This is a genomic window from Sphingomonas sp. GW822-FHT03G08 (assembly GCF_058801135.1).
Genome location: NZ_JBXAMZ010000002.1, coordinates 772018 through 794250, shown reverse-complemented (window position 1 = coordinate 794250; position 22233 = coordinate 772018). Strand labels below are relative to the sequence as shown.

The window sequence follows — 22233 nt, the reverse complement described above, 5'->3', positions numbered from 1 at the left end:
CCCTGCGGGGGATCGGCCAACTAGGCAGGGCCGATCCCCCTATTCCCCTTCTCAGATCGAGATCTCCGTCCACTCGATCGTCGAGCCGCCGCCATTGTTCGTCTGGTTGCTGCTCGTGTTGTAGGCGCCCATCTTCGGATAGAAATAGCGCCCGCTCTTGAGGCTGCCGTCATAGACGGTGCCGGCCTTGTCGCCGTCCGGATTCGATTTTTTGCAGACCACGCCGTTGATCCGGTATTCCGGGCTCTGGCCGGTGCTCACCGACACGCTGACATCGTAGGAGCTGCCGATCACCACGGTCGGCGCGCCGCTGCACAGCTGGCCACCCTGCACCACGTAGAACTCGAAATTGCCGCCCGACTTGGGCCGTACCGCGAGCTGGGTGATCGGCTCGGACGGGCCCGAGGTAGCGCCGGCCGCAACGACGTTGAGCACCTGCATCACGCTCACATATTTGCCGCCGCTCACCAGCTTGAACCGTCCGCTCGCCGAGACGCCGGTGGTGCTGGACGTGCCGCGCAGCTCCGCCCTGCCCGGCGTGCTGTCGGTCCGCTGCTGGATGGTGAAGCGCTTGCCGCCGCTGATATTGGTGATGCTGCCGCCCGAATCGGTGTCGGTGGTATAGGCCCAGGCGACGCCGGCGGTGGCGAGGATCAGGCCGGTGGCCGCCAGCAGGGCGGTGCGATTATGCTTGAACATTGCATCTTCTCCAGGCGCCTCCTGGATTGCCCGGCGCTTCTGTGCGAGCTGGTGCCCGTGTCGCCGGTGACGGCACCCTGCGAATTGTCAGGCCAGTTGGCAAGGCCCGATTGCACCGGCGCGGCGGCGCCATGCGCCTTGCCTTTCCCCCCGGGATGCGCTAGGCGCGCGCCCTTCCAAAGCAACAGCTACGGAAATCCGCGGGAGGCCGTGTTCGCACGGCCGCTTAACCGCTCGACTTGATCAGGGCCCCGAGCTTCGCGCGAAGGGCCCGCGAAAGAGAGTGACATGGCAAAGAAGATTACCGGCTATATCAAGCTGCAGGTGCCTGCGGGCGCCGCCAACCCCTCGCCGCCGATCGGCCCTGCCCTGGGTCAGCGCGGCGTGAACATCATGGAATTCTGCAAGGCGTTCAACGCCCAGACCGGCGACATGGAGAAGGGCACGCCCCTCCCCACCGTCATCACCGTCTATGCGGACCGCTCGTTCTCGTTCGAGACCAAGACCCCGCCGGCGACCTATCTGATCAAGAAGGCCGCGAACCTGAAGTCGGGCTCGAAGGAGCCGGGCAAGGTTTCGGCAGGAAAGATCGCTCGCGCCGAGCTGACCAAGATCGCCGAGATCAAGATGAAGGATCTCAACGCTAACGATATCGAGGCGGCCACCCGCATCATCGAGGGCTCGGCCCGCGCGATGGGCCTCCAGGTTGTGGAGGGCTAAGGACATGGCAAAGCTGACCAAGAAGCAGAAGGCGTGGACCGTCGACAGCGAGAAGCTGCACGGCGTGGACGAAGCGATCGCGATCGTGAAGGCCAATGCCACCGCCAAGTTCGACGAGTCGATCGAAGTCGCGCTGAACCTGGGCGTCGATCCGCGTCACGCCGACCAGATGGTCCGCGGCGTGGTGACCCTGCCCAAGGGCACCGGCAAGACCGTGCGCGTCGGCGTGTTCGCCAAGGGCGCGAAGGCTGACGAGGCTCGCGAAGCTGGTGCGGACGTCGTTGGCGCCGAGGACCTGCTCGAGATCGTCCAGGGCGGCAAGATCGAGTTCGATCGCTGCATCGCGACCCCGGACATGATGGGCCTGGTCGGTCGTCTCGGCAAGGTTCTGGGCCCGAAGGGCCTGATGCCGAACCCGAAGCTCGGCACCGTGACCATGAACGTCGCCGAGGCCGTCAAGGCTGCCAAGGGCGGTCAGGTCGAGTACCGCGTCGAGAAGGCCGGCATCATCCACTCGGGCATCGGCAAGGCGTCGTTCCCGGCGGAAGACCTGCGCGCGAACTTCGACGCGCTGGTCGACGCAGTGGTCAAGGCCAAGCCGTCGGGCGCCAAGGGCAAGTACCTGCGCAAGGTCGCCCTGAGCTCGTCGATGGGCCCGGGCGTGAAGGTCGACGTCGCCGAAGTCGCGGCCGTCTGATCTCAGCGCACCGCTGAAACAAAAAGGGGCTGGGAAGAGCGATCTTCCCGGCCCTTTTTGCGTCCGCACGCCCTGGCACGGCATCTCGATATCCGGGCGTCCGCGAGTTCGGCAACTGTGCCTCGGCCTTCGCCGGGGAACCGAGAGATACGCGGGAGCACCCGCCAGGCCGCGCGCCCAGACAGAGAAAGGGCCGGGACATCGCCCCGGCCCTCTTCGCCCCACAAAGCACCGGATGGTTCAGGCCACCGCTTCGCCCGGCAACGCCGTTTCCGCCTTCCAGGTACCGCGCACGCGCCGTGCCCAGTCATCGACCCGGCGGATCGCTTCCTCGGTGAGCGTCACGATGCCCGCCCGATTGTCCATCGGATTGGGCGAGCGAACGACCAGCCCGGCGCTCTCGAGCAGGGCAAGGTGGCGGATCGCCGTGGTCTGGGGCGCACCGCTGCCGATACAGGCACTGCTCACCGATACCGGGCGCCCCTTGGCGGCCGCCAGGTAGAGATCGAGCAATATGTCCCAGGTCGGCTCGCGGAACTGCCCGGCGATCGGCCCAAAGGCGTCGTCGCGCAGCCGGCGGGCACGATAGATGCCCTCCACCAGGTCCGCTGCCTTGCCGGTGAACCCGACACCGCCCGCTGCCGCCTTGCTGGGCACCGCAGGGCGCTCGTGCAGGCGATACAGGGCATTGTCCGCCTCAGCCATGATAGGCCTCCCCGGTCAGGACCAGGCGGGATCCGCTCCATAGAGCTTCAGCCGCTGGCGATGCCGCACCGCGCCGATCGCGATCAGCAACGGGCTGGGATAGCTCCACGCCGCGTTCGCCACGGCATAGGACCATGGCATCAGCGAAGGCGAAAGGATCAGCAGATGCGTGATCACCGTGTTGAGCTTCACCGCGGCGAGCCACATCGGCCAGTAACGCTGCGCCTTCAGCGCCAGCACGGTCATCGCCAGGAACAGGCACGTATCGACCGTGAGCATGCCCATCTCGAGTTGGAAGAAGCGATGCGCGCCGGTGGAGGGCGTGAAGGCCGAGGCCGCGACGGCGGAGACCAGGATCCCGACGGCCGCACGTTCCGGCGTGCCGCCCCGCGCGAGCGCGTAGAGGCAGCAGCTTACCAGCAGGGCGAGATAGAGGAACTTGCTCATGCGACATGATCGCACCAGTGAAGCTGACCCAAGTCAACGCCTCCATCACGCTGCAGCCGCGATTTTGATGATCGCCGGCTCGATTGCTTCGTGCCCGGGCGTTTCATAGATGTCGCCCTCGCCGATTACCTGGTGGCGAATGCCGACGCTGCGCAGCTCGCCATGCGCCTTCTTGATGTCGGAAAGCGCACCGAAGACCTTGGCGGTGGCGGCACCGACATAGTCGACGGCATCCTGCGCCTCGAGCGGGTGGAAAGTACCGTCGGCCCGCGCAGTGAGCACGGCAGTGCCCATGGCGAGAACCTTGAGCGCAGCCTGGTTCACCGCGAGTTCCGCGGGCTGGAGCGAACGGGCGATGCGCACAGAAGCGATCTTCTTTGCAGAAGGCATGAGTCCTCCTTCGCGCAGCCACAATGCTGCGACGTGGTTGATGGTCCGGCTTTGGAAGAGACCTAGTTCAGCTGGTAATGCGCCAGAGCGCGCCCAGCCCATTGAGGAAGTTGGCCACCGCGATCAGCATCAGGATCGAGAGACCGAATATCCACATCAGGCGGTTGAGCGGGTCCAGATCATTGGTTTGCCTCCCTTGCCTCAGAAACGGAACCCGAAAGCGCGGTTCGGCTTCGGACCGTTTCGGTGGCAATGGAACTCCCGAATGCACCGTTTCGGCAAGGTCCACCGGCTCGGCCCCCAAATTTTGGGGGGGTGTTTCCGGGGGCTGCAGAGAGGCATCCTCGTGCGCGGTGAGGATGCGCGCGGCCTCGCGCCGGCTGGATACGCCGAGCGTGCGGGCTGCTTCCTTCAGGTACCCATCGACCGTGAGCGGCGACAGGCCAAGCGCGAGGGCGATTTCCTTGGACGACATGCCGCGCGCGACAAGCCGCAGGCAGTCACGTTCACGTGCAGTGAGTTGCTCGATCGTCCCGGTCACCATCGCTGCCAGCTTTTAGCCATCGCGCGTGGAAATCCAACCGAGTTGGTGTGAAAGAGTGTGAGTTTCCGCGCAAAATCGCGTTGGGAAAAACGGATCGCATGCAAATGGGAATCCAGCCGAAACGGCCTTCCTCCTCCCGCTAGAAACACCTGCGTATCCGGGCCTGGCCGAACCGCCATCGTGCGCTTCCTTCCCCCCGACGTAACGCGCATAGTAACGCACTAACGATATAGCGGGAGAGGCGATATGCGGGGCATGCGCGCGATTTTGGCACTGGGCCTGATCGGCACGGCAGGAAATGCCGTGGCGCAGGAGGCGAATCCGCCCGGCCAGGATGCCGCGATCGTGGTGCAGGGCCAGCGCGACCGCCCGAGCAACTGGCGCCAGGCCGAGACCGATCACGTCGTGGTGATCAGCGACGGCGGCGAGAAGGAGCTGACCCGGATCGCCCATAATCTGGAGCGACTCCATTTCCTGCTTTCGGTTCTGCTCAACCGAATCGACCGGCCGGACAACACCCGCAAGCTGCGCATCACCCTGGTCGGCAACGGCGCCGAGTTCGATGCGATGGACCTGGCGAACCTGCGCTATTCGCCCGGCCCCTATGCCCGCGCCTTCCCCGAGCCGGCCTATTATGATCCGCGCGAGGACGGTGCGGTGTTCGCCGCGAGTCGCTTCGACCAGAAGGCAGTGCTCGAGCCCGGCCAGTCGCTCGCCAATATCCTTCCCGACCTGGTCCGCGCGACGACACCGGCGGCCGATCCCGCCGCCGGGGCATCGGGCGAGAACCCCGGCACGGCGGCCGCGCTCGCCGCCGGCCAGGCCGGATCGATCGCGCGATTCGGACGGGAGGACCCGCTCGCCCTTTCGGTGAACGAGCTGGCGGTGCCGATCTCCGCGGAGGGCCGCATCTATGCCGGCTATGCGCGCCATTTCCTGGTCACCTATTTCCCGCATGCCTATCCCCGCTGGTATGTTGACGGCTTTGGCGAGCTGTTCGCGACGATGGCAGCCGAGGGTGATGCGAAGATCGAATATGGCCGCGCGCCGGACGGGCTGCGCAAGGTGCTCGATCGCTATGCCCGCACGCCGATCGCGGATGTCCTGACCGGCCGCTATCTGAGCGACCGCAAGGCTGCCGAGCGCTGGACCCCGCTCCACGCCTGGGCGCTCACGCACATGCTGTTCTTCTCGAACACCCGCCGGGGCCAGCTCCACGCCTATCTCGCATCGATCGCCGCGGGCGAGTCGATGGCGCGCGCGGCGGCGGCATTCGGCGACCTCGGCAAGCTGCAGGCCGAACTTGCCGCCTATGACAATGGCAAGCTGCCGTTCGAGCAGATGTCCTATCCCGCCGATCGCGCCGGCGAGCCGATCGTGCGGCGGCTGACCGAAGGCGAGGCGGCCTTTGTGAAAGGACGGCTCGAGCTCGGCTCTCGGGTCGAGCTGCCGCCCGCCTCCAGCGACCCGAAGCTGGACAAGGCGCGACGGGACGCGATCGCGCACCGCGACGACTGGTTGCGCAGCCTGCGCCGCGACGCCGCCCGCTATCCGGCGAACCTCGACGCGCAGCTGCTGCTTGCCGAAGCCGAATGCCGCAGCGGCAACGGCACCGAATGCGCCACCGCCGCCGGCAAGGCGCTGGCGATCGCCCCCGGCAATGGCGACGCGCTTGCCTGGCAGGGCGTAGCCCAGACGCGGATCGCGCTGGCGGCGCCGGCGGCGGACAGGCAGGCGATGCTGAAGAGCGCCCGTGTCACCATCGCCCGCGCCAATCGCGCCGACAGCGAGAACCCGCTGCCGCTGCTCGCTTATTATCGCAGCTTCGCCGATGCGGGCGAAGCCGTGCCCGATGTCGCGATCGAGGGGCTGATGAAGGCCGCGGACACCGTTCCCGCCGCCCCTGCCCCGCGATTGCTGCTCGGCGAGGCACTCGCCGCGCGGGGCAGCACCGTTGCGGCGCGCGGCGCGCTGCTGCCGGTGGCCAACGGCCCCTATGGCTCGCCCGAGGCGCTTCCCGCCCGCGCGCTGCTCGCCACGCTGAAATAGAAAAGGGCCGGAGGCGATGCGCCCCCGGCCCTTCCTTTTCAGCCGATCCGAGGATCAGAACTGCGACGAATAGGTCAGGAACCACTGGCGCGGCGCAATCGGATACGCCGAGTAGCTGTTGGTCGCCGAACCCACCGAGATCGTCGACCAGCCCTTGATGTCGCCCAGGTTGGTGACGTTCAGGCTGAGCTTCGCCTTCTTCATCCCGACCATGTCGGCCGGCAGGTCGACACCGACGCTGAGCGAGGTGAGGAAATAGGAGCCGATGCTCGCGTCGTTCGAATAGGTGGTGTAGCGGCGGCCGACATAGTCGCCCACCAGCTGCGCCTCGATCGGGCCGACATTGAACGTCGCGACGCTCTTGTTCATCCACTTCGGCGTGCCCGGCAGCTGCTTGCCGCAGGTAGGGACGACGCCGCCCACCACCAGATAGCCGCCGATGCAGCTGCTGGTCGCGCCACCGATGCCGGTCGCGGTCGAGCTATAGTCGCTCTGGTACTTGGACAGGTTGTACGACGTGGCGTTGTAGAACGAGAAGATGCGGCCGAAGCGCAGCGTGAACGCCGCATCTACGCCGTTGGTCTTCACGTCGCCCACGTTCACCAGGATCGAGGTGCCGCCGGCGATCTGGCCGCCCGCGATACCGCCCGGATTGGTCGAGATCGCCAGCAGGCGGTCGCTGAAGTCGACATGATAATAGTTGATCTGCGCCTCGAGGCCGATGCCGCCGCCGAAGTTGCGGTGGGTGCGCAGGCCGGCTTCATAGGTCCAGCTGCTCTCGGGCTTGCCGTCATTGGCGAAGGCGTTGAACGCCGCCTGGCTGCCGGTGAACCACGGGCCGCCGCCACCGGCCAGATATGCCTGATACTGGCGCAGGTTCTTCTGGACGTTGAAATAGACTTGCTCGTGCCCGTTGACGTCATAGGTCGCGCCCACGGCCGGCAGGAACCACTTGAGCGTGTTGATCTTGCCCTCGGGCAGGCCGCCGGTCAGGCCGGAGAGCGAGCCGAGCTTGGGCTGCACCGGATACCAGCCATTGGCCCATTGCGCGCTGGTCTTGAAGCCGAACTGGACGAGCAGCGGCTCGAACACCTGCCAGGTGTCCTGGACGTGGAGCTGCAGTTCGTTGATCCGCGCCTCGCCCTGATACTGGGTGAACAGCGGCTGCATCACCCGGATCGGGCGGATGTACGGGGTGCTGAGCTCCGGGCTGCCGACGGGCACGGCATACCAGCGGCGCCACTGGGTGGTGCTGTTATGCTCGAACCAGCCGCCCAGCTCGATCTTGTGATTGCCCAGCTCGACGTTGAGCGAGCTGATCGCGCCGCCACGATCGATGCGATATTCGGTGGTGCGGGTGATCAGGCCCGAGCCGCCGGTCGCCGCGACCATCGCCGCACCGACCGCTGCCAGCTGCGCGTCGGTCCGCGCGGTGCAGGCGGCGGGGCGCACGCCGTTGCCGTTGGCGGTGAAGCGACAGTTGGTCGGCAGCGCGGCATAGCCGGCATCGAGATAGGGCTGCGCCGTGGTGATCGACTGGCCGAGCGGGCCGGCGACGACGCCGACACCGTCATTGTGGTGATAATAGATAGTGTTGGTCAGCCGGATATTGTCGGCGATCTTCGCCTCGTACCGCGCATAGGTCAGGTGGTCGGTGCGCTGCGCGTCCGAATAATAGTTGCGGTAATTGCTGCCCACCGCGGCGGGCGAGTTGCCCAGCGCGTTGATATAGCTGCGATAGCCGCCCAGGTCCGGATAGGAGAAGGGCTTGGTGTAGGGCGTGTAGAGCTGCACCGGGGTGGCGGTGCCGCCGGCCGAGGGCTTGAAGAAGACGGTGGCGTCCTCGTTCGGCTGCTTCATGTCGTTATAGTCGAAGTACAGCGTGAACTTGCCGACCGAATCGTCGTGCACATACTTGGCATTGCCCTGCCAGCCGCCCTGCCAGCCGTTGAAGTCCCATGCCTTGGCCTTGTGGCGCGTGATCGCGAAATAAGCGGAGTCGGTGCCCGCCTTGCCCAGGCCGGTATCGAGACGCAGGAAGGTGCGCGAGGTGTTGTAGCTGCCCACCGTCTGGTTGGCGGTCACGCCGAAGCTCGGGGTCGGATCGGACGAGAAGGTCTCGATCGTGCCGCCCAGGTTGCTGTTCGACGGGGTGGCGAGATCGCCGGCGCCGGCCGACACGACGACGCGGGCGACGTTCTCGGAGATCACCGCGCGCTGCGGCGACAGGCCATTATAGTTGCCGTAGCTCTGGTCGCCGAGCGGGATGCCGTCCATCGTGTAGCCGAGCTGGTTGCCGGCAAAGCCATGGATGAAGATCTGGGCGTTCTGCTCGTTGTTACCCCAGGGATCGGCGGTGACATAGAGCACGCCGGGCAGCGTCTGGATCGCCTTGAGCGGCGAGACGCCCGGCAGGATCTTCTGGATCTCACTGGCCGGGATCGCGGTCGCCGAGCGGGTCTGCTTGGCCGTCACGAGGATCGCCTGGTCGCCGGCATTCTCCGGTGCGCTCGCCTCGTCGGACGGCGCTGCCTGGTCCTGCTGGGCATAGGCCGGCGCGGCGATGGCGGTGAAGGAAAGAGCCGCTGCGCAAACAGTGGCACGAAGAACGTGGCGAGCCGTCATATATCCCCCTGGGAATCGCGGCTTCGTTGCGCCGCAGCATCGGCCCCTAGGCGGGGGATGTGGCAGTCTCGTTCCGGTTGTGAGACACATTGGCGAAACGAATAAGACCGATCCGAGACACGTCGGAGCGCCCGCCGCCGCCGCGATTGACTTATCCACAAATATCGCTATTGGCGCGCCTTCCTCCTTCGGGAGGTGACCGTCCGAGACAGCGAGTGCAGGGAATTTGCCCTGCTTAATCTCTCGCCTAGACGGGGACAGATTTTCACCGGCGGCTCCCTGAGCGGAGCGCGCGGGTCATGCCCAGGGATCTGGGCACGACGATCCTTCCCCTCGGACATTTTGTAACCGGGCATTTCCCGCAAGGGAGGTGCTCATAACGAGGAGACCGGCATGGATCGTTCCCAGAAGGCTGATGCCGTTGCCGAGCTGAACCGCACCTTTGGCGAGGTTGGCGTGGTGGTTGTCACCCGCAACCTCGGGATGACCGTCAAGCAGTCGACGGACCTCCGTAACAAGATGCGTGAGGCCGGCGCGAGCTACAAGGTCTCGAAGAACAAGCTTGCCAAGATCGCTGCCGACGGCACCGATTACGCGGCGATCGCCGACCTGCTTACGGGTCCGACGGCGCTCGCCACCTCGATCGACCCCGTGGCTGCGGCCAAGGTGGCGGTCGAGTTCGCCAAGACGAACGACAAGCTCGAAATCGTCGGCGGCGCAATGGGCACGCAGGTTCTCGACCAGGAAGGCATCAAGGCACTCGCCTCGCTGCCGTCGCTGGACGAGCTTCGCGGCAAGCTCGTGGGCCTCATCGTTGCTCCGGCAACGAAGCTCGCGACCGTCACCCAGGCACCGGCCGCGCAGCTCGCGCGCGTTTTCGGCGCCTATGCGGCCAAGGACGCCGCATAAGCGGATCTTGCAAGACTTTTTATCCCGAAACACCTGATTTGATTGGAGTTTATCATGGCTGACCTTAACGCGCTTGTTGACCAGCTTTCGGAACTGACCGTCCTCGAGGCCGCTGAGCTCTCGAAGCTTCTCGAAGAGAAGTGGGGCGTCTCGGCCGCCGCTGCCGTCGCCGTTGCCGCCCCGGGTGGCGCTGGCGCCGCTGCTCCGGCTGCTGAAGAGAAGACCGAGTTCGACGTGATCCTCACCGGCGACGGTGGCAAGAAGATCAACGTCATCAAGGAAGTCCGCGCCATCACCGGCCTGGGCCTGACCGAAGCCAAGACTCTCGTTGAGTCGGCTCCGAAGGCTGTCAAGGAAGGCGTCAACAAGGACGAAGCCGAGAAGATCAAGAAGCAGCTCGAAGAAGCCGGCGCGACCGTCGAGGTCAAGTAAGCTTCCTAGCTTCTCGCTTTTCAGCGAACCAGATCAGGGCGGTCCGGCAACGGGCCGCCCTTTTCTTTTGCCTGCGCATCACCTCCTCCCCGGCTCGCCTCGGGGTGGAGGGAGCGCCGCGAAAGCGTCCTCCTTGTTCGTCACCCCGGCCTTGTGCCGGGGTCCACCAGGAGGCAAGCGCTGGCCCCACGGCTCGATGCCGCCCCCCGAGGCACGGTGGATCCCGGCACAAGGCCGGGATGACGGTTAATTGGCCAACAGCCCTCCGCCTCCTTGCAATGTAGGATTTCGCCTGCTGGGCTCACCCGGCCGGCCTCAACCCGGCAGCTCTTTGACGCCGTGGGAGAAATAGGATCACGCGCGCGCAACTATGTTGCGAGATGCGACGCGTTTCCGGGGAAACAGGGAAAATAGGCGCCGCGAAAACCCGCTCTTGGCCTGTACTTTGTGTACTTTCGCGAGTCGGCACCGATCCGCTGTTGGATGGATCAGGCCGCCGCCATCTGCTTCGCAAGATAGCGGTTCGCCGCCAGCTGCCCGGTCGGCGCCGGGCGATCGAGCCAGATCGGGCCGAGCTTGTCGCCCTGCCCCGCCGTGCCCAGGATGAAGTCCGCGCCGAAGCGCCGGATGCTGAGCCCGCCGCGCCAGCGCAGGTCGATCAGCACGATCGGCACGAACATCGGCCGCCCGCCGACATCGACCACGTTCACGCCCGAACGCGGGATCGCGAGGCGTACCGGCATGCGCCCGCCGCCGCCGGCGGGCAGGTCGAAGGGCGGTCCACCCGGCTCGCCCGGCGGGCCGCCATGGAAGCCGGCGATCACTTCGTCCTGCCGGGCATGCGCGCTCATCGCGGCATAGGCGACGCGGATGCTGTCGGCCGCAGCGCCCGTGCCGTTGGCGATCAGCAGCTCGAATTCGACCAGCACTTCATTCTCGCCAAACACGATCCGATGCGGGTTGATACCAAGCTCGAACGGCTCGGTGCCAACCAGCGCAGGTGCTGGAATGGCAGGCTGGGCGGGTGCGGGTACGGGCGCAGGCGTCGCGCGGCCAAGGCCCGGCGGCGGCTGGAGCGGCGGGGCGGCAACGGCCATCGGCTCGGCCTCGTAAGCCTCCGCTTCGTCTTCTTCCCGGCGGCGGCGGCCGAGCAGCAACCAGCCGCCCAGCCCAAGCAGCGCCGTGCCCCCGGCACCAGCGGCGGCCCAGAGCCATGGCGAAGACGCGGATGCCGGCTCGGGCACTGGCACGGCGGTCTGCACCGGCTGGGGGGCAGGAATGGGCTGAGCGACCGGGCTCGGCATCGCCGTCGGCGCCGGAGTCGCGGACGGCGTCGGCGAAGCGGCAACCGGCGCAGCCTCGCGCGGTGCCGGGGTCGCGCGGGCGACAGGCGCTGCGCGTTGGGGCTGCGGTTGCGGCGTGGCGGTACGGGCTGCCGGCGTTGGCGTGGGTGTCGGCACCGGCGCGGGTGTCGGGCTGGGTGCCGGCGCGATGCTGAACCGCTCGGGGATCACGCCCGGCAATTGTTGCGGCTGCGGACGGACGCTTGGCGGCGGGGTGATGATCGGTGCGGAGCCGGAGCCCGGCGCCGGTGCGTCCTGGGCATGCGCCAGCGGCGCGGCGATCGATGCCGCGGCCAGGCCACACAGCCAAACAGTTCTGAGCCTCCCAGCGTTCACCATCATTTCCTGGCCTTCCGAAGATGAACCGCGGCTGCACATCGCGCGTCATTCGCCGCATGTCGAGGGCGGATTGTCCCTGCCGTCTCCGTCCCTTACAGCGATGAAACACTGGGGAGACATTGGTGACTGGCGAGCGATCGGGGCCCGGCCCCGGCTATATACCGGCGATCGACGGGCTGCGCGCCATTGCCGTCACTTCGGTGATCCTCTTCCACCTCTGGCCCTGGTCGCTGCCCGGCGGCTTCACCGGCGTGGACATCTTCTTCGTCATCTCGGGCTTCGTGGTGACGGGTTCGCTGGTCGGCCGCGAGTTCACCAGTTTCAGGCAGCTTGCGGCATATTTCTATGCCCGCCGCCTGATGCGGATCATGCCGGCGCTGGTGGTGATGCTGCTGGTCTCGCTGCTGGCGTCGCAATTGTTCATCCCCGACGCCTGGCTGAGCAACAGCCTGTCCCAGGTCGCCCGTTTCGCCTTTTTCGGGCTCAGCAATGTGGTGCTGGCCACCGATACGGACAGCTATTTCGGTCCCCAGGCGGCGTATAATCCCTTTACCCACACCTGGTCGCTGGGCGTGGAAGAGCAGTTCTACCTGTTCTTCCCCTTCATCCTGTGGTGGCACCACCGCCTGCATTCGGGCGCCAAAGCCGTGCGGCTGGTGGCGATCCTCTCCGCCCTGTCGCTGCTGCTCTGCGCGGTGCTGGGCATCTTCGCCCAGAAATTCGCCTTCTACCTGATCTTTCCGCGCTTCTGGGAACTGGGCGCCGGCATGCTGCTCTGCCTGTCCCGCGAGAGGTGGCAGCCCTGGGCGGCAGGCCGGCGCTGGCTCGCGCCATTGGGCATTCTGCTGATCGCGGCGGGCTTCGCGATCCCCGAAGGACCGCTCTTCCCCTTCCCCGGCGCGCTCTTGCCGGTGGCGGGCACGTCGCTGGCGATCATGGCGATCCTGGGCGGCACCGCGCCGCGTGCGCTGGGCGGGCGACCGATGGTGGCGGTGGGACTGCTCTCCTACTCGCTCTATCTCTGGCACTGGCCGGTGTTCGTGCTGTTCCGCTGGACCGTGGGGCTGCACACGCTCAAGCACCAGCTCGCCGCGCTGGTGATCGCGATTGCACTGGCGATCTTCTCCTATTTCCTTGTCGAGAAGCCGCTTCGGATGAGCCCCCTGCTCGTCCGCTGGCCGCGTGGCCGAGTAGTCGCGGTGGCGGTGGCGGGGGTGCTGGTGGCAGCGCTGGGCGGGCAGCTGCTCATCGCCGCGCATAACCGGATCACGCTGAGCGTCACCCGGGATCGCTTCGCCTGGTATGCCGAGCCCGGACGGGCGTTGCCGCTGGATCTTACCGGATGCGTGCCGGTCGATGGTGGGGAGTGGCTTGGCGGGGGTAGAATCGCGACCTGGACTGCCCGGTGCGCGCGGGGGGAGGGATTCACACTGTTCGTCCCAGCCGACTCGCATGGGCTGGCTTATTCGCCCGCTTTGCGACGGCTCGCCGCAGAGACGGGCGCGAGCGTGCGGCTCTATTTCAAGCCCGGCTGCCCCTATCTCAAGCTCATCCAGACCCATGCCTCGCGCCCGCGCTGCACGGTCTGGTACGATGCGGTGGAGAAGGAGATCGCCGCCCGCTCGAAACCCGGCGACGTGGTGTTCCTCCCCGGGCTGCGCGTCACCCGCCTCGCCAACCAGTTCGAGAATGACCGCGACCTGATCGGCGCCCGCGAGGATGTGGTGTCTGACGCCGCGCTTGTCGAGGCCCGGGGCATCACCCAGAGGCTCGCCGCCGGCGGCGCCCGGCTGGTGCTCGAAGCGCCCAAGCCGGTCTTCCCCAGCCCCGTCTTCCGCTGCGCCGACTGGTTCAACCGCGCCAACCCGTCGTGCCACGGGCTGACGATCGAACGCGAGCGGATGCTCGAGCGCCGCCGCCACGTGATGCGCGCGATGAGCGCGCTGGTCGCCAGCGAGAAGCCGACGATCCTGTGGGACCCCCTGCCCCTGTTCTGCCCCGGACAGACCTGCGAGGCGCTGCCCGGCGGACGGCCGCTGTTCTTCGACGGCGACCATCCGAGCGGCCTGGGCAACGACCTGATCTATGCGGATCTCAAGCGGACGGTGCTGGGGGTTCGGTAAAGACGCTCCCCTCCCTGGAAGGGAGGGGCTGGGGATGGGTCCCGTCTCGACGGTACGGAGAGGCCTGACGATATGGTTCCGTATCGCCAGGCCTACACCCACCCCTCGATCCCCTCCCTTCCAGGGAGGGGAAGATGTATTACGGCACCGTCACCGTGGTCATCGGGACGTTCGCCAGCTCGGGCTGGGCCTTGAGCTGGGGCACCACGGTCTTGAGGTCGCCGACCACGACCAGGATGAGCTTGCCGAGCGGATAGGAAGCGTTGGCCGAGGCCTGCATCTGCTCCGGGGTCACCGCCAGCACCGCGGGCACATAGCGCTCGGTCCAGTCGCCCGGCAGGCCGAGGATGTCGCGCGTCGCCAAGGTGCCGACCACCGAGCCCGAGGTCGAGTTCGAGATCGCGAACAGCCCGGCCATATAGGTGCGGATGCCCCTGGCTTCCTCGGCCGGGACCGGCTCGGTCTGCATCCGGCGGATCTCCTTGAACACCTCGTGCAGCGAATCGCCGGTATGCTCGGTGGTCACGTCCGCCTGGAAGCCCCAGAGCGCCTGCTCGGGGGTGAACTCGACGTCCGAATAGGGCGAATAGGTATAACCCTTGTCCTCGCGGATGTTGGTCGTGATCCGCGAGCTGAACGCGCCGCCGAGCAGCGCATTGGTGACGCGCTGGGGAATGTCGGCATCGGTCCCCGCACGGCTGGCGTCGAAGGCGAGGCGCAAGGTCGCCTGCGGCGCACCGGGGCGATCGACCAGCACGATCTTCGGGCCCGGCTGGTGCGGGCTCTGCAGCACCACCGGATCGGGACCGGCCTGCCAGCCGGCGAACGCCTTCTCGATCGCCGCCTTCACCGTCGCCGTGTCGAACCGGCCGGCAACATAGAGTCGCGCGCGCTTCGCGCCGAACTGGCCGGCATGGAAGGCCTTCACCTGGTCGATCGTATAGCCCTGGAGCTGCGCCGCGCTCGGGATGATCCGGCCATAGGGATGGCTGGTGCCGTAGACGGTGCGGCCCAGCGCCACGTCCGCCAGCGTGCCCGGCTGCGACAGCGCGACCGAGAGCTGGCGGCCGAGATTGGCCTTCACCCGGGCGAGCTCGCTCGCCGGCAGCGTCGGGCGGACCGCCACGTCGCTGAGCAGCTGGATCGCATCCGGCGCATATTCGGAGAGCACATTGGTGCTCACCGTGGTCGACTGCATGCCGGCGCTGACGTTGAGCTGGCCGCCCATCCCCGCCGCAGCGGCGGCGAGATCGGAGGCGGTCTTGCCCGCCGCGCCTTCCTTCATCAGCGCGCCGGTGACTTCGGAGAGCCACACCGCATCGCCTTCATTGACCGCACCGGCGCGCACGCGCAGCGACACGACCGTCTTGGGCGCGATGCCATAGGGGATCAGCGTGACCTGAAGCCCGTTGGGCAGCGTGTAGGTCTCGGTCGCCGGCAGCTTGAACGGCTTGGGATCGGCGATCGGCGGCGCGGGCGGGAACTTGTCCTGGGCCAGGGCCGGCGTGGCGGCGAGCAACGCCACCGATGCGAGGAGCATGCGCTTCATCACTTGCCTCCCTTGGGCTGGGCGCCCGGCTCGACGACGTAGACCGAGCGGTTGGTCTTGCGGAGATATTCCTGGGCGGTCTTCCGGATCAGCTCGGGCGTCACCTGCGCGAAGCCCTGCTCGATCCGGTTCACCGCGGTGGGATCATTGTCGAACAGCGCATAGACCGCGAGCAGATCGACCAGGCCGACCCGGCCGCCCCCATCGATCGTGCCGTACAGGTCCGAGCGCATCTTGGTGCGGGCGCGCTGCAGCTCGGCCGCGCTGACCGGCTTCGCACGAAGCTCCTCGATCACCTCGTCCACTGCCTTGGTGATCTGCGCGGTGCTGTGGGTCGTGTCGTGGGTGAAGCTGAAGCTCCACAGCATCGGCCCGCGATAGTTGAACATGTTGCCGAGATCGCCATTGATCCCGCCCGAAAGCTCGCCGGCGATACCTGTATCGGTCACCAGCTTGCGGAACAGCCGGCTGTCATCGCCCTGGAGCAGGATCTGGTCGATCAGCCCCATCGCATACCATTCGGGCGTGCCGCGATCGGGCACGTGATAGCCCGCGGCATAGCCCGGCTTGGGCGCCAGCGCATCGACACGGCTCTTGAACTTCTCGGCGGTCTGGCGCGGCTCGGAAATATCGGGCTGCTTGACCGGGGCGGCCGAGGCGATCGGGGTGAAATATTTCTCCACCATCGCGCGGGTCGCGGCATAATCGAGGTCGCCGGCGATCACGAGCACGGCATTGTTCGGCCGGTAGAACTCCTTGGAGAAGGCCTGGGCGTCGGGAACCGTCGCCGCCTCGATCTCCTTCAGGTCACCGTAGAAATTGTGGCTGTTGTACCAGTTGGTGTTGGCCAGCATCGGCAGGTCGATCCACGGCCAGGTGCTGTAGGGCTGGTTGAGGACGTTGACCTTGACCTCGTTGCCGACCACGCCCTGCTGATTCTTGAGCACGACATCGTCGATCACCGGATTCTCCATCCGGTCCGCCTCGAGCCACAGCATCCGCTCGAGCGCACCCGAGGGGACGATCTCGTAATAGTTGGTGAAGTCGAAGCGGGTGGAGCCGTTGTTGACCCCGCCCGAATTGGTGATCGTGGTGTCGAACACGCCCTTGGGCGCGTGCTTCGATCCCTGGAACATCAGATGCTCGAACAGATGGGCGAAGCCGGTGCGGTCCCGCGGCTCCACGCGGAAGCCGATGCCGTAATAGACGCCGACCGTCACCGTCGGCGCGATCGTATCCCTGGTCAGGACGACGCGCAGGCCGTTGGGCAGCGTGAAATATTGCGTGTCGACATGCAGCTTGCTCGCCGCGGCGGGCTGCGCCGCCTGGGCATGCGCGAGCGCGGGAAGCGCAGTCGCGGCCAAGGCAAGCGCGAGGCTCCATTTAGGCATCAATTCCTCCCCGAAGGATGAGTCGAAGGTGAGTTATTCCATCCGCACACCGGGATGGGAAGGGGTTTAGGGGGTTCGCTCCACGGAGCGTTTCCACGTTCACGCTCAGCGGCTGGTGCAACGGTTCCCCGGCTTTCGCCGGGGAACAGAGAGCTGAATGGTTGATACCCGAAACCCCGCCGCATGAGATCCCGTCTTTCGCCGGGATGACGAATGGGGATGGCGAGAGAGTGCGCCGATGAGATGACGCGGGATGCGGGGGAGGATGCAGTGACGGCCCCTCCCCCGTTTCGCCTTACTTCTGCGCGTTCGCCGACTGGTCGAGCGGCACCACCGGCAGCAGCACGCTGCTCGAGTTCGCGCCGCCATACATCAGCGTCACCGTCGCCTTCTGATAGTCCTCGGGCTTGGCGAAGAAGATGTTCGGCACGAACTTCTGCGGGTTGCGGTCATAGACCGGGAACAGGCTCGACTGGACCTGGACCATGATCCGGTGGCCCGGCTGGAAGACGTGGTTCACCGTCGGCAGGCGGAACTTGTATTCCTGGACCTTGTTCGCCGGAATGGCGGTCGGGTGCTCGAACGAGTTGCGATAGCGGCCGCGGAAGATGTCCATCGAGATCGGCAGCTGGAACCCGCCCATCTCCTTCTTGGTGACATAGTCGTCCGGATAGACGTCGATCACCTTGACCACGAAGTCACCGTCGGTGCCGGTGGTCTTGGCGAAGATGTCCGCGAGCGGCGCGCCCGAGACGCGGACCGGGGCGGTCAGCGGATCGGTGACATAGGTCATCACGTCGGGCCGGCCATCGACGAAGCGCTGGTCGGTGACGAGATAGGTCGACCAGCGACCGTCCTGGAAGTTCACCGGGCGCGGCAGGTGCGGCACCGGCTTGGCGGGATCGGAGACGTAGCTGTCCGATCCGGCGGCCGGCTTGTCGAAGCCCAGGCCCTCGGTCGGCTTGAGGTAGATCGGAGTCAGCTTGGCGTCGCAATTGGCCTCGCAGGCGAGCGGCCACTTGTTGAGATAGTCCCAGCGGTTCTCGCCGGTGTTGTAGAAGCTCGCCTTAGCCGGGGTGAAGGGCGGCGCGCCGTCCTTCAGATAGGCGTTGAAGAAGGGCAGCAGGATGTCGCGGCGCGCCTGGAGCGCGGTGTCGCCCTCGAAGTTGAGCTGGCCGAGCGTCGAGCCGTTATAGTTGAAGCCCGAATGGCGCCACGGGCCCATCAGCAGGAAGTTCTTGTCGGCCTGCGGGGTCTTCTGCAGTTCCTCCCAGGCGTGGATCGCGCCGTACATGTCCTCGTGATCCCAGATGCCCTGCTCCCAGAGCGTCGGGATGTTCGAGGGGTTGGCGGCGAGCAGCTTGTCGAGCGCCTGACCCTGCCAGAACTTGTCGTAGGAGACGTGCTGGCTCATCTTGTTCCAGGCGGGCAGCTGGTCATAGCCGAACTGCTTGGCCCAGTCGCCGGCGGAGCCGACCTTGCGGAAGGTCTCGTAATCGTCCCAATCGGGGCGCGGCGGGGCCTTGCCGGCGCCCTTGTAGCCGGTCTGCGCGCCGATCCAGCCGATGTTCGCCAGGCGGAAGGCGCCGTGGTGGAACCAGTCATCGCCCATCCAGCCGTCGATCATCGGGCTCTCGGGGGCGGCGACCTTGAGCGCAGGGTGCGGGCCCATCAGCGCCATCACCACGGTGAAGCCCTCATAGGACGAGCCGAGCATGCCGACCTTGCCGTTGGTCTCCGGGACGTTCTTCACCATCCAGTCGATCGAATCATAGGCGTCGGTGATGTGATCGACCTTGGTCGGGTTGAGCGGACCGACCGGCGGGCGGGTGATGACGTAATCGCCCTCCGACTTGTACTTGCCGCGAATGTCCTGGAACACGCGGATATAGCCCGCCTTGACGAACACCTCGTCGCCCTCGGGCAGCGTGTTGATCATCTTGCCGCTCTCGGTGCGGACGACGCGGCCAGCGGCGTTGTAGGGCGTGCGGGTGAACAGGATCGGGGCGTTCTTCGCGCCCTTCGGGATGATCATCACCGTGTAGAGCTTCACCCCGTCGCGCATCGGGATCATCACTTCGCGCTTGATGTAATCGGCCGGGAGCGCGGGCGGCTGGAAGTTGGGCGGGATATCGTTGAACGCGGCGGGCGCCTGGGCCGGCGCGGGGCTTTCCTGGGCCTGGACGGCCGTGGCGGTGAGGATCGCGGTCCCCGCGGCCAGTGCGAGCAACGACTTCTTGTTCATGTGATGTTATCTCCCTGAGGAATGGCTTCTCGTAGGCCCAAATCCATCCGCAAGGAAAGAGCCCGCTCCTCCCTTTCGGAAGAAGCGGGCTCTTGTGTCCCCGATATGTCAGGGATCAGGCGTGCTCGGGCTGGCCGTACAGCTCGGCGGCAAGGTCGTCGGTCACGTGCGGGCGCGACGCGCCGATCGCTCCGATGCCGCCTTCATAGGCCGGGCGGCCGATCCGGAACGCGGCGGCGGTGCGCGCTTCGCTGCCGTCCGGGAGCGTGTAGCGGGCCTCGGCGACGACGACCGGGTTGAAGACGCGGCCCAGGTCGCCCTTCGGCACCGCGAGGTGCGCGTCGACGCGGGTGCCGTCGCCCGGCTCGATCGAGACCGGCGGGACGATCGTGTCGGCACGGCGCTCGGTGAGCATGCGTTCCATCTCGCTGCCCTCGGCCTCATCGGCGAGCATGAAGCTCGAGATGCGGACGTTGCGGGCCTCGGTGTCGCCCGAATTGCCGACGGTCAGCTCGAAATCGACCATCGCCTCTTCCTCGGTGGTGCCGGCGCTCACCGGGCGCAGGCCGAGCTCGATCCAGGGACGGTGCGCGACCGGGGCGGTGGCGTCGGCGACACCGGCGAGGTCGTCCTTACTGGCATCGGCGAGTTCCGCCTCCTGCTCGGCGACGACCGGCTCGATCGCGGGCGGGACGACGCGCGGATCGATGCGCGGATCGATGCGCTCGTCGGCCGGCGGGACGATCACCGCGGCGTCGGGCGCTGCGACCGGCTCGACGATCGGCTCACGGGTCACGACCGGCGCGGCGGCGACGGGGGTCGGCTCGACATAGACCGGATCGGTGGTGGTCGTCTCGTCGTTGCGACGGCGACGGGCGAGCAGGAACACGGCGAGGCCGGCAACCAGCAGCGCGACGCCGCCGAGCAGCCACGGCCAGGCGATGCTGGTGCTGCTGGTCTGCTCGGTGGTGGTGGCGGTGTCCGCCGTCACCGGCGCAGCGGCTTCAGGCGCGGGCGCGGGCTCGACCTGGGGCGGCAGCGGCTCGGGCGCGGTCTGCACCGGCGGCGACGGCGGGGCGACCGGGGTCTCGGCGGTCGGGGCCGGGGCGGCCTGGCGCGCGGGGGCCGGAGCGGTGCGCGTGGTGGTGGTCCGCGTCGTAGTGGTGCGGGTAGCGGTCGCACGGCGCTCGGCCGGGGCCGGCGCATCGGCGGCAGCGGCGCCGCGCTGCTGCTCCTCGACCGAGGGCACCTGCTGGACGACCGGGGCAGAGGGCTGGATGACCACCTGCGGCTGGGCCGCCGGCGCGGGGGCGGGCGTCGGGGCCGGCGTCGTCATGATCGGCGGCGGCGTCACCTGCTGGGGAGCGTCCTGCGCGAACGCAGGAACGGCGAGGAAAGCGGCGCCGAGAAACAGCGCGGCACGGGTGGTACGCATTACAGGTCTCTCCTTCATGTCGCAGGTTCAATGAATGGAACCCGGATTCCGTCGCGAAGGAGGCTCGAAACTGCGATGAACAGTGGGAGGGAAGCGATGAATAACGCTGTTAATTCAACGTTCACGCAGGTCAGGCCGGCTGCATTTCCTGCTCGATCCCCAAAAGGATGAACTCGGCGGGATGCGCTATTGCCACCCCGATCTCGAGACGTAGCCTGCCCGCCACCACGTCCTGCGCCGTCATCGTCGTGCCCAGCCCGACCGATACGAAAAACGCGTCGGAGGGCTTGGCACCCTGCAAGGCGCCAGCTTGCCACAAGGTGGCAAGGAAGTTCTCGACCATGGCCTTCACCCTGCCCCAGGTCGAACTGTTGTTGGGCTCGAAGGCGAAGGCCTGCATCGCCCGGCCAATCGACTGCTCGACATAGATGCAGGCACGGCGGACCGCGAGATAGCGCCAATCGTCGCTGTTCCCGTCGAGCGTGCGCGCACCCCAGACCACGAGATTGTAGCCGGGGATGAAACGGAGGATGTCGACGGCCACGCCGTCCAGCGGCGCGTTGAAATCCCCCTGCTCGTCGCCGCCCATTCGAAAAGCCAGATCCGCGACGCCGCCGGACTGCGGATCCGCGACGACCTCGAACTGAACGCCGGCGGGCGGCACCCAGACGCCTTTCGCAAGATCGCTCCGCGCCCAGACCCCGGCAACCGCGCCGCTGGGCGGGGTGACCAGGTCGGCACCCGGCCCGCCCGGATATTGCAGCTTCAGCGCCGGGGCATAGGCCGCGCCATAGCTTGCAAATTCCGCAACCGCCGCCAGCGCGGCAGCGAGATCGGCTCGCCCCTGGCGGAGCGCCGGCAGGTCGGTTGCCTGAATGCAGCCGGGCAGATCGAGGATCGCCATCCGGTTCCGCAAGGTGCCGGCCTGGCGGAGCATCGCCTGGATCAGGCGCGCATGATCGGGCGTGGAGAGCAGACAGGCCTCGGGCACGACCAGCATCGTGATCTCCGCGACCTCCCCGGCCACTGCGAGCGCGGCCAGCAGCGCGTCCGCCGCAGGCGCGGCGAGCCGCCAGTCCCCAGTCGCTTCAGGCGCCGCCTCGGGCGCCCGCCCCTCCCAATAGCTTCCGGCGGAGATCACCAGGCAGCTCGCACCGCCATTGGCGAAGAACAGCCCGATCTGGACGGCGAGCTGGAACGCGGCGCCCGCGGGCGGCATGCCGCCGAACCGGAACGCAAATTCCCGCGCCGACGATATCCGCACCGGCTCGCCATAGGCGCCGAACGCCGCGAACTCCGTAAAACCGATAAAGACGGGCATCGCGGTAATCACGCCCTGCACTTCCGGCACCGGCGAAGGAATCTCACCGACGTAGACGCCGGGCGTCTTGTAGCTGCGCTCCGTCATCACGCTTCCTTTCGCCATCAGGCTAGCCGGAAGCAGAGTTTCCGCCAAACCCGGCTTGCACCGGTTTGACAGAATCCAACACGCTACCTATATCGCGCTTCCTACCACGGCTCCGGGAAATGATGCGTCGTCGCGCAACGCATCGGGCGAATTGGGGTCGCGGTCTCATAAGACGCTGAAAGC

Annotated in this window: 18 protein-coding genes; 6 read left to right on the top strand and 12 right to left on the bottom strand. The window is 66.9% G+C overall.

Annotated features, from left to right (window positions below):
• Positions 1-51: 51 nt before the first annotated feature.
• A complete protein-coding gene (locus tag AC1RJ5_RS20970; RefSeq protein ID WP_184168523.1) occupies positions 52-699 on the bottom strand; it encodes a hypothetical protein in 648 nt (215 codons plus the stop codon).
• A gap of 288 nt (positions 700-987) precedes the next feature.
• On the opposite strand from AC1RJ5_RS20970, the gene rplK reads away from it, so the two are divergent.
• Together rplK and rplA are read left to right on the top strand one after the other, a co-directional pair.
• Positions 988-1419, top strand: a complete 432-nt coding sequence (gene rplK / locus AC1RJ5_RS20965; RefSeq protein WP_184168524.1) for a 50S ribosomal protein L11 — start codon at positions 988-990, stop codon at positions 1417-1419.
• 4 nt (positions 1420-1423) lie between these two features.
• Entirely contained in the window at positions 1424-2116 is a 693-nt protein-coding gene (gene rplA / locus AC1RJ5_RS20960; protein WP_184168525.1) for a 50S ribosomal protein L1, read from the top strand.
• Positions 2117-2356: 240 nt separating this feature from the next.
• On the opposite strand, the gene AC1RJ5_RS20955 is transcribed toward rplA, so the two are convergent.
• The 4 genes from AC1RJ5_RS20955 to AC1RJ5_RS20940 all read right to left on the bottom strand — a co-directional run bounded on the left by AC1RJ5_RS20955 (position 2357) and on the right by AC1RJ5_RS20940 (position 4202).
• Positions 2357-2821: a helix-turn-helix domain-containing protein gene (locus AC1RJ5_RS20955; protein WP_184168526.1), complete on the bottom strand. Its 465-nt coding sequence runs from the start codon at positions 2819-2821 to the stop codon at positions 2357-2359.
• Positions 2822-2836: 15 nt separating this feature from the next.
• Positions 2837-3268: a hypothetical protein gene (locus AC1RJ5_RS20950; protein WP_269576042.1), complete on the bottom strand. Its 432-nt coding sequence runs from the start codon at positions 3266-3268 to the stop codon at positions 2837-2839.
• A 45-nt stretch (positions 3269-3313) separates the two neighbouring features.
• Entirely contained in the window at positions 3314-3658 is a 345-nt protein-coding gene (locus AC1RJ5_RS20945) for a hypothetical protein (protein ID WP_269576043.1), read from the bottom strand.
• Positions 3659-3725: 67 nt separating this feature from the next.
• A complete protein-coding gene (locus AC1RJ5_RS20940; RefSeq protein WP_269576044.1) occupies positions 3726-4202 on the bottom strand; it encodes a helix-turn-helix domain-containing protein in 477 nt (158 codons plus the stop codon).
• A gap of 255 nt (positions 4203-4457) precedes the next feature.
• On the opposite strand from AC1RJ5_RS20940, the gene AC1RJ5_RS20935 reads away from it, so the two are divergent.
• Complete coding sequence (locus tag AC1RJ5_RS20935; RefSeq protein WP_493115485.1) at positions 4458-6251, top strand: hypothetical protein; 1794 nt, start codon at positions 4458-4460, stop codon at positions 6249-6251.
• A gap of 54 nt (positions 6252-6305) precedes the next feature.
• Here the strand turns inward: AC1RJ5_RS20935 and AC1RJ5_RS20930 are convergent, their stop codons facing one another.
• Entirely contained in the window at positions 6306-8876 is a 2571-nt protein-coding gene (locus tag AC1RJ5_RS20930; protein ID WP_493115483.1) for a TonB-dependent receptor, read from the bottom strand.
• Between the two features lie 393 nt (positions 8877-9269).
• Between AC1RJ5_RS20930 and rplJ the strand changes: the two genes are divergently transcribed.
• Positions 9270-9785 (top strand): 50S ribosomal protein L10, encoded by a 516-nt coding sequence (gene rplJ, locus AC1RJ5_RS20925; RefSeq protein ID WP_184168532.1) that lies wholly within the window; start codon positions 9270-9272, stop codon positions 9783-9785.
• Positions 9786-9839: 54 nt separating this feature from the next.
• Positions 9840-10217, top strand: a complete 378-nt coding sequence (gene rplL, locus AC1RJ5_RS20920) for a 50S ribosomal protein L7/L12 (protein ID WP_086130246.1) — start codon at positions 9840-9842, stop codon at positions 10215-10217.
• 488 nt (positions 10218-10705) lie between these two features.
• On the opposite strand, the gene AC1RJ5_RS20915 is transcribed toward rplL, so the two are convergent.
• Entirely contained in the window at positions 10706-11896 is a 1191-nt protein-coding gene (locus AC1RJ5_RS20915; protein ID WP_269576048.1) for a hypothetical protein, read from the bottom strand.
• A gap of 125 nt (positions 11897-12021) precedes the next feature.
• Between AC1RJ5_RS20915 and AC1RJ5_RS20910 the strand changes: the two genes are divergently transcribed.
• Positions 12022-14022: an acyltransferase family protein gene (locus AC1RJ5_RS20910; protein ID WP_342250994.1), complete on the top strand. Its 2001-nt coding sequence runs from the start codon at positions 12022-12024 to the stop codon at positions 14020-14022.
• A 139-nt stretch (positions 14023-14161) separates the two neighbouring features.
• Here AC1RJ5_RS20910 and AC1RJ5_RS20905 read toward each other — a convergent pair whose 3' ends face one another.
• The 5 genes from AC1RJ5_RS20905 to AC1RJ5_RS20885 form a co-directional block, all read right to left on the bottom strand.
• The gene (locus AC1RJ5_RS20905; protein WP_269576050.1) at positions 14162-15571 is read right to left on the bottom strand and encodes a M16 family metallopeptidase; all 1410 of its coding nucleotides are present in this window, start codon (positions 15569-15571) and stop codon (positions 14162-14164) included.
• Positions 15571-16962 carry a M16 family metallopeptidase gene (locus AC1RJ5_RS20900; protein ID WP_493115479.1) on the bottom strand — a complete coding sequence of 464 codons (1392 nt, stop codon included), beginning with the start codon at positions 16960-16962 and terminating at the stop codon, positions 15571-15573. Before AC1RJ5_RS20900 ends, AC1RJ5_RS20905 begins: the two co-directional genes overlap by 1 nt.
• A 295-nt stretch (positions 16963-17257) precedes the next feature.
• Positions 17258-19207, bottom strand: coding sequence for a CocE/NonD family hydrolase (locus tag AC1RJ5_RS20895; RefSeq protein WP_269576052.1), 1950 nt, complete (start codon positions 19205-19207; stop codon positions 17258-17260).
• Positions 19208-19322: 115 nt separating this feature from the next.
• Complete coding sequence (locus AC1RJ5_RS20890) at positions 19323-20642, bottom strand: hypothetical protein (RefSeq protein WP_493115476.1); 1320 nt, start codon at positions 20640-20642, stop codon at positions 19323-19325.
• A gap of 130 nt (positions 20643-20772) precedes the next feature.
• Positions 20773-22050, bottom strand: a complete 1278-nt coding sequence (locus AC1RJ5_RS20885; protein WP_493115474.1) for a phage tail sheath family protein — start codon at positions 22048-22050, stop codon at positions 20773-20775.
• Between the last annotated feature and the right edge of the window lie 183 nt (positions 22051-22233).

Bases quoted from the DNA above. Each gene is read 5' to 3' on its own strand.
- AC1RJ5_RS20970 (WP_184168523.1), bottom strand. From the start codon at position 699: ATGTTCAAGCATAATCGCACCGCCCTGCTGGCGGCCACCGGCCTGATC.
- rplK (WP_184168524.1), top strand. From the start codon at position 988: ATGGCAAAGAAGATTACCGGCTATATCAAGCTGCAGGTGCCTGCGGGC.
- rplA (WP_184168525.1), top strand. From the start codon at position 1,424: ATGGCAAAGCTGACCAAGAAGCAGAAGGCGTGGACCGTCGACAGCGAG.
- AC1RJ5_RS20955 (WP_184168526.1), bottom strand. From the start codon at position 2,821: ATGGCTGAGGCGGACAATGCCCTGTATCGCCTGCACGAGCGCCCTGCG.
- AC1RJ5_RS20950 (WP_269576042.1), bottom strand. From the start codon at position 3,268: ATGAGCAAGTTCCTCTATCTCGCCCTGCTGGTAAGCTGCTGCCTCTAC.
- AC1RJ5_RS20945 (WP_269576043.1), bottom strand. From the start codon at position 3,658: ATGCCTTCTGCAAAGAAGATCGCTTCTGTGCGCATCGCCCGTTCGCTC.
- AC1RJ5_RS20940 (WP_269576044.1), bottom strand. From the start codon at position 4,202: ATGGTGACCGGGACGATCGAGCAACTCACTGCACGTGAACGTGACTGC.
- AC1RJ5_RS20935 (WP_493115485.1), top strand. From the start codon at position 4,458: ATGCGCGCGATTTTGGCACTGGGCCTGATCGGCACGGCAGGAAATGCC.
- AC1RJ5_RS20930 (WP_493115483.1), bottom strand. From the start codon at position 8,876: ATGACGGCTCGCCACGTTCTTCGTGCCACTGTTTGCGCAGCGGCTCTT.
- rplJ (WP_184168532.1), top strand. From the start codon at position 9,270: ATGGATCGTTCCCAGAAGGCTGATGCCGTTGCCGAGCTGAACCGCACC.
- rplL (WP_086130246.1), top strand. From the start codon at position 9,840: ATGGCTGACCTTAACGCGCTTGTTGACCAGCTTTCGGAACTGACCGTC.
- AC1RJ5_RS20905 (WP_269576050.1), bottom strand. From the start codon at position 15,571: ATGAAGCGCATGCTCCTCGCATCGGTGGCGTTGCTCGCCGCCACGCCG.
- AC1RJ5_RS20900 (WP_493115479.1), bottom strand. From the start codon at position 16,962: ATGCCTAAATGGAGCCTCGCGCTTGCCTTGGCCGCGACTGCGCTTCCC.
- AC1RJ5_RS20895 (WP_269576052.1), bottom strand. From the start codon at position 19,207: ATGAACAAGAAGTCGTTGCTCGCACTGGCCGCGGGGACCGCGATCCTC.
- AC1RJ5_RS20890 (WP_493115476.1), bottom strand. From the start codon at position 20,642: ATGCGTACCACCCGTGCCGCGCTGTTTCTCGGCGCCGCTTTCCTCGCC.
- AC1RJ5_RS20885 (WP_493115474.1), bottom strand. From the start codon at position 22,050: ATGACGGAGCGCAGCTACAAGACGCCCGGCGTCTACGTCGGTGAGATT.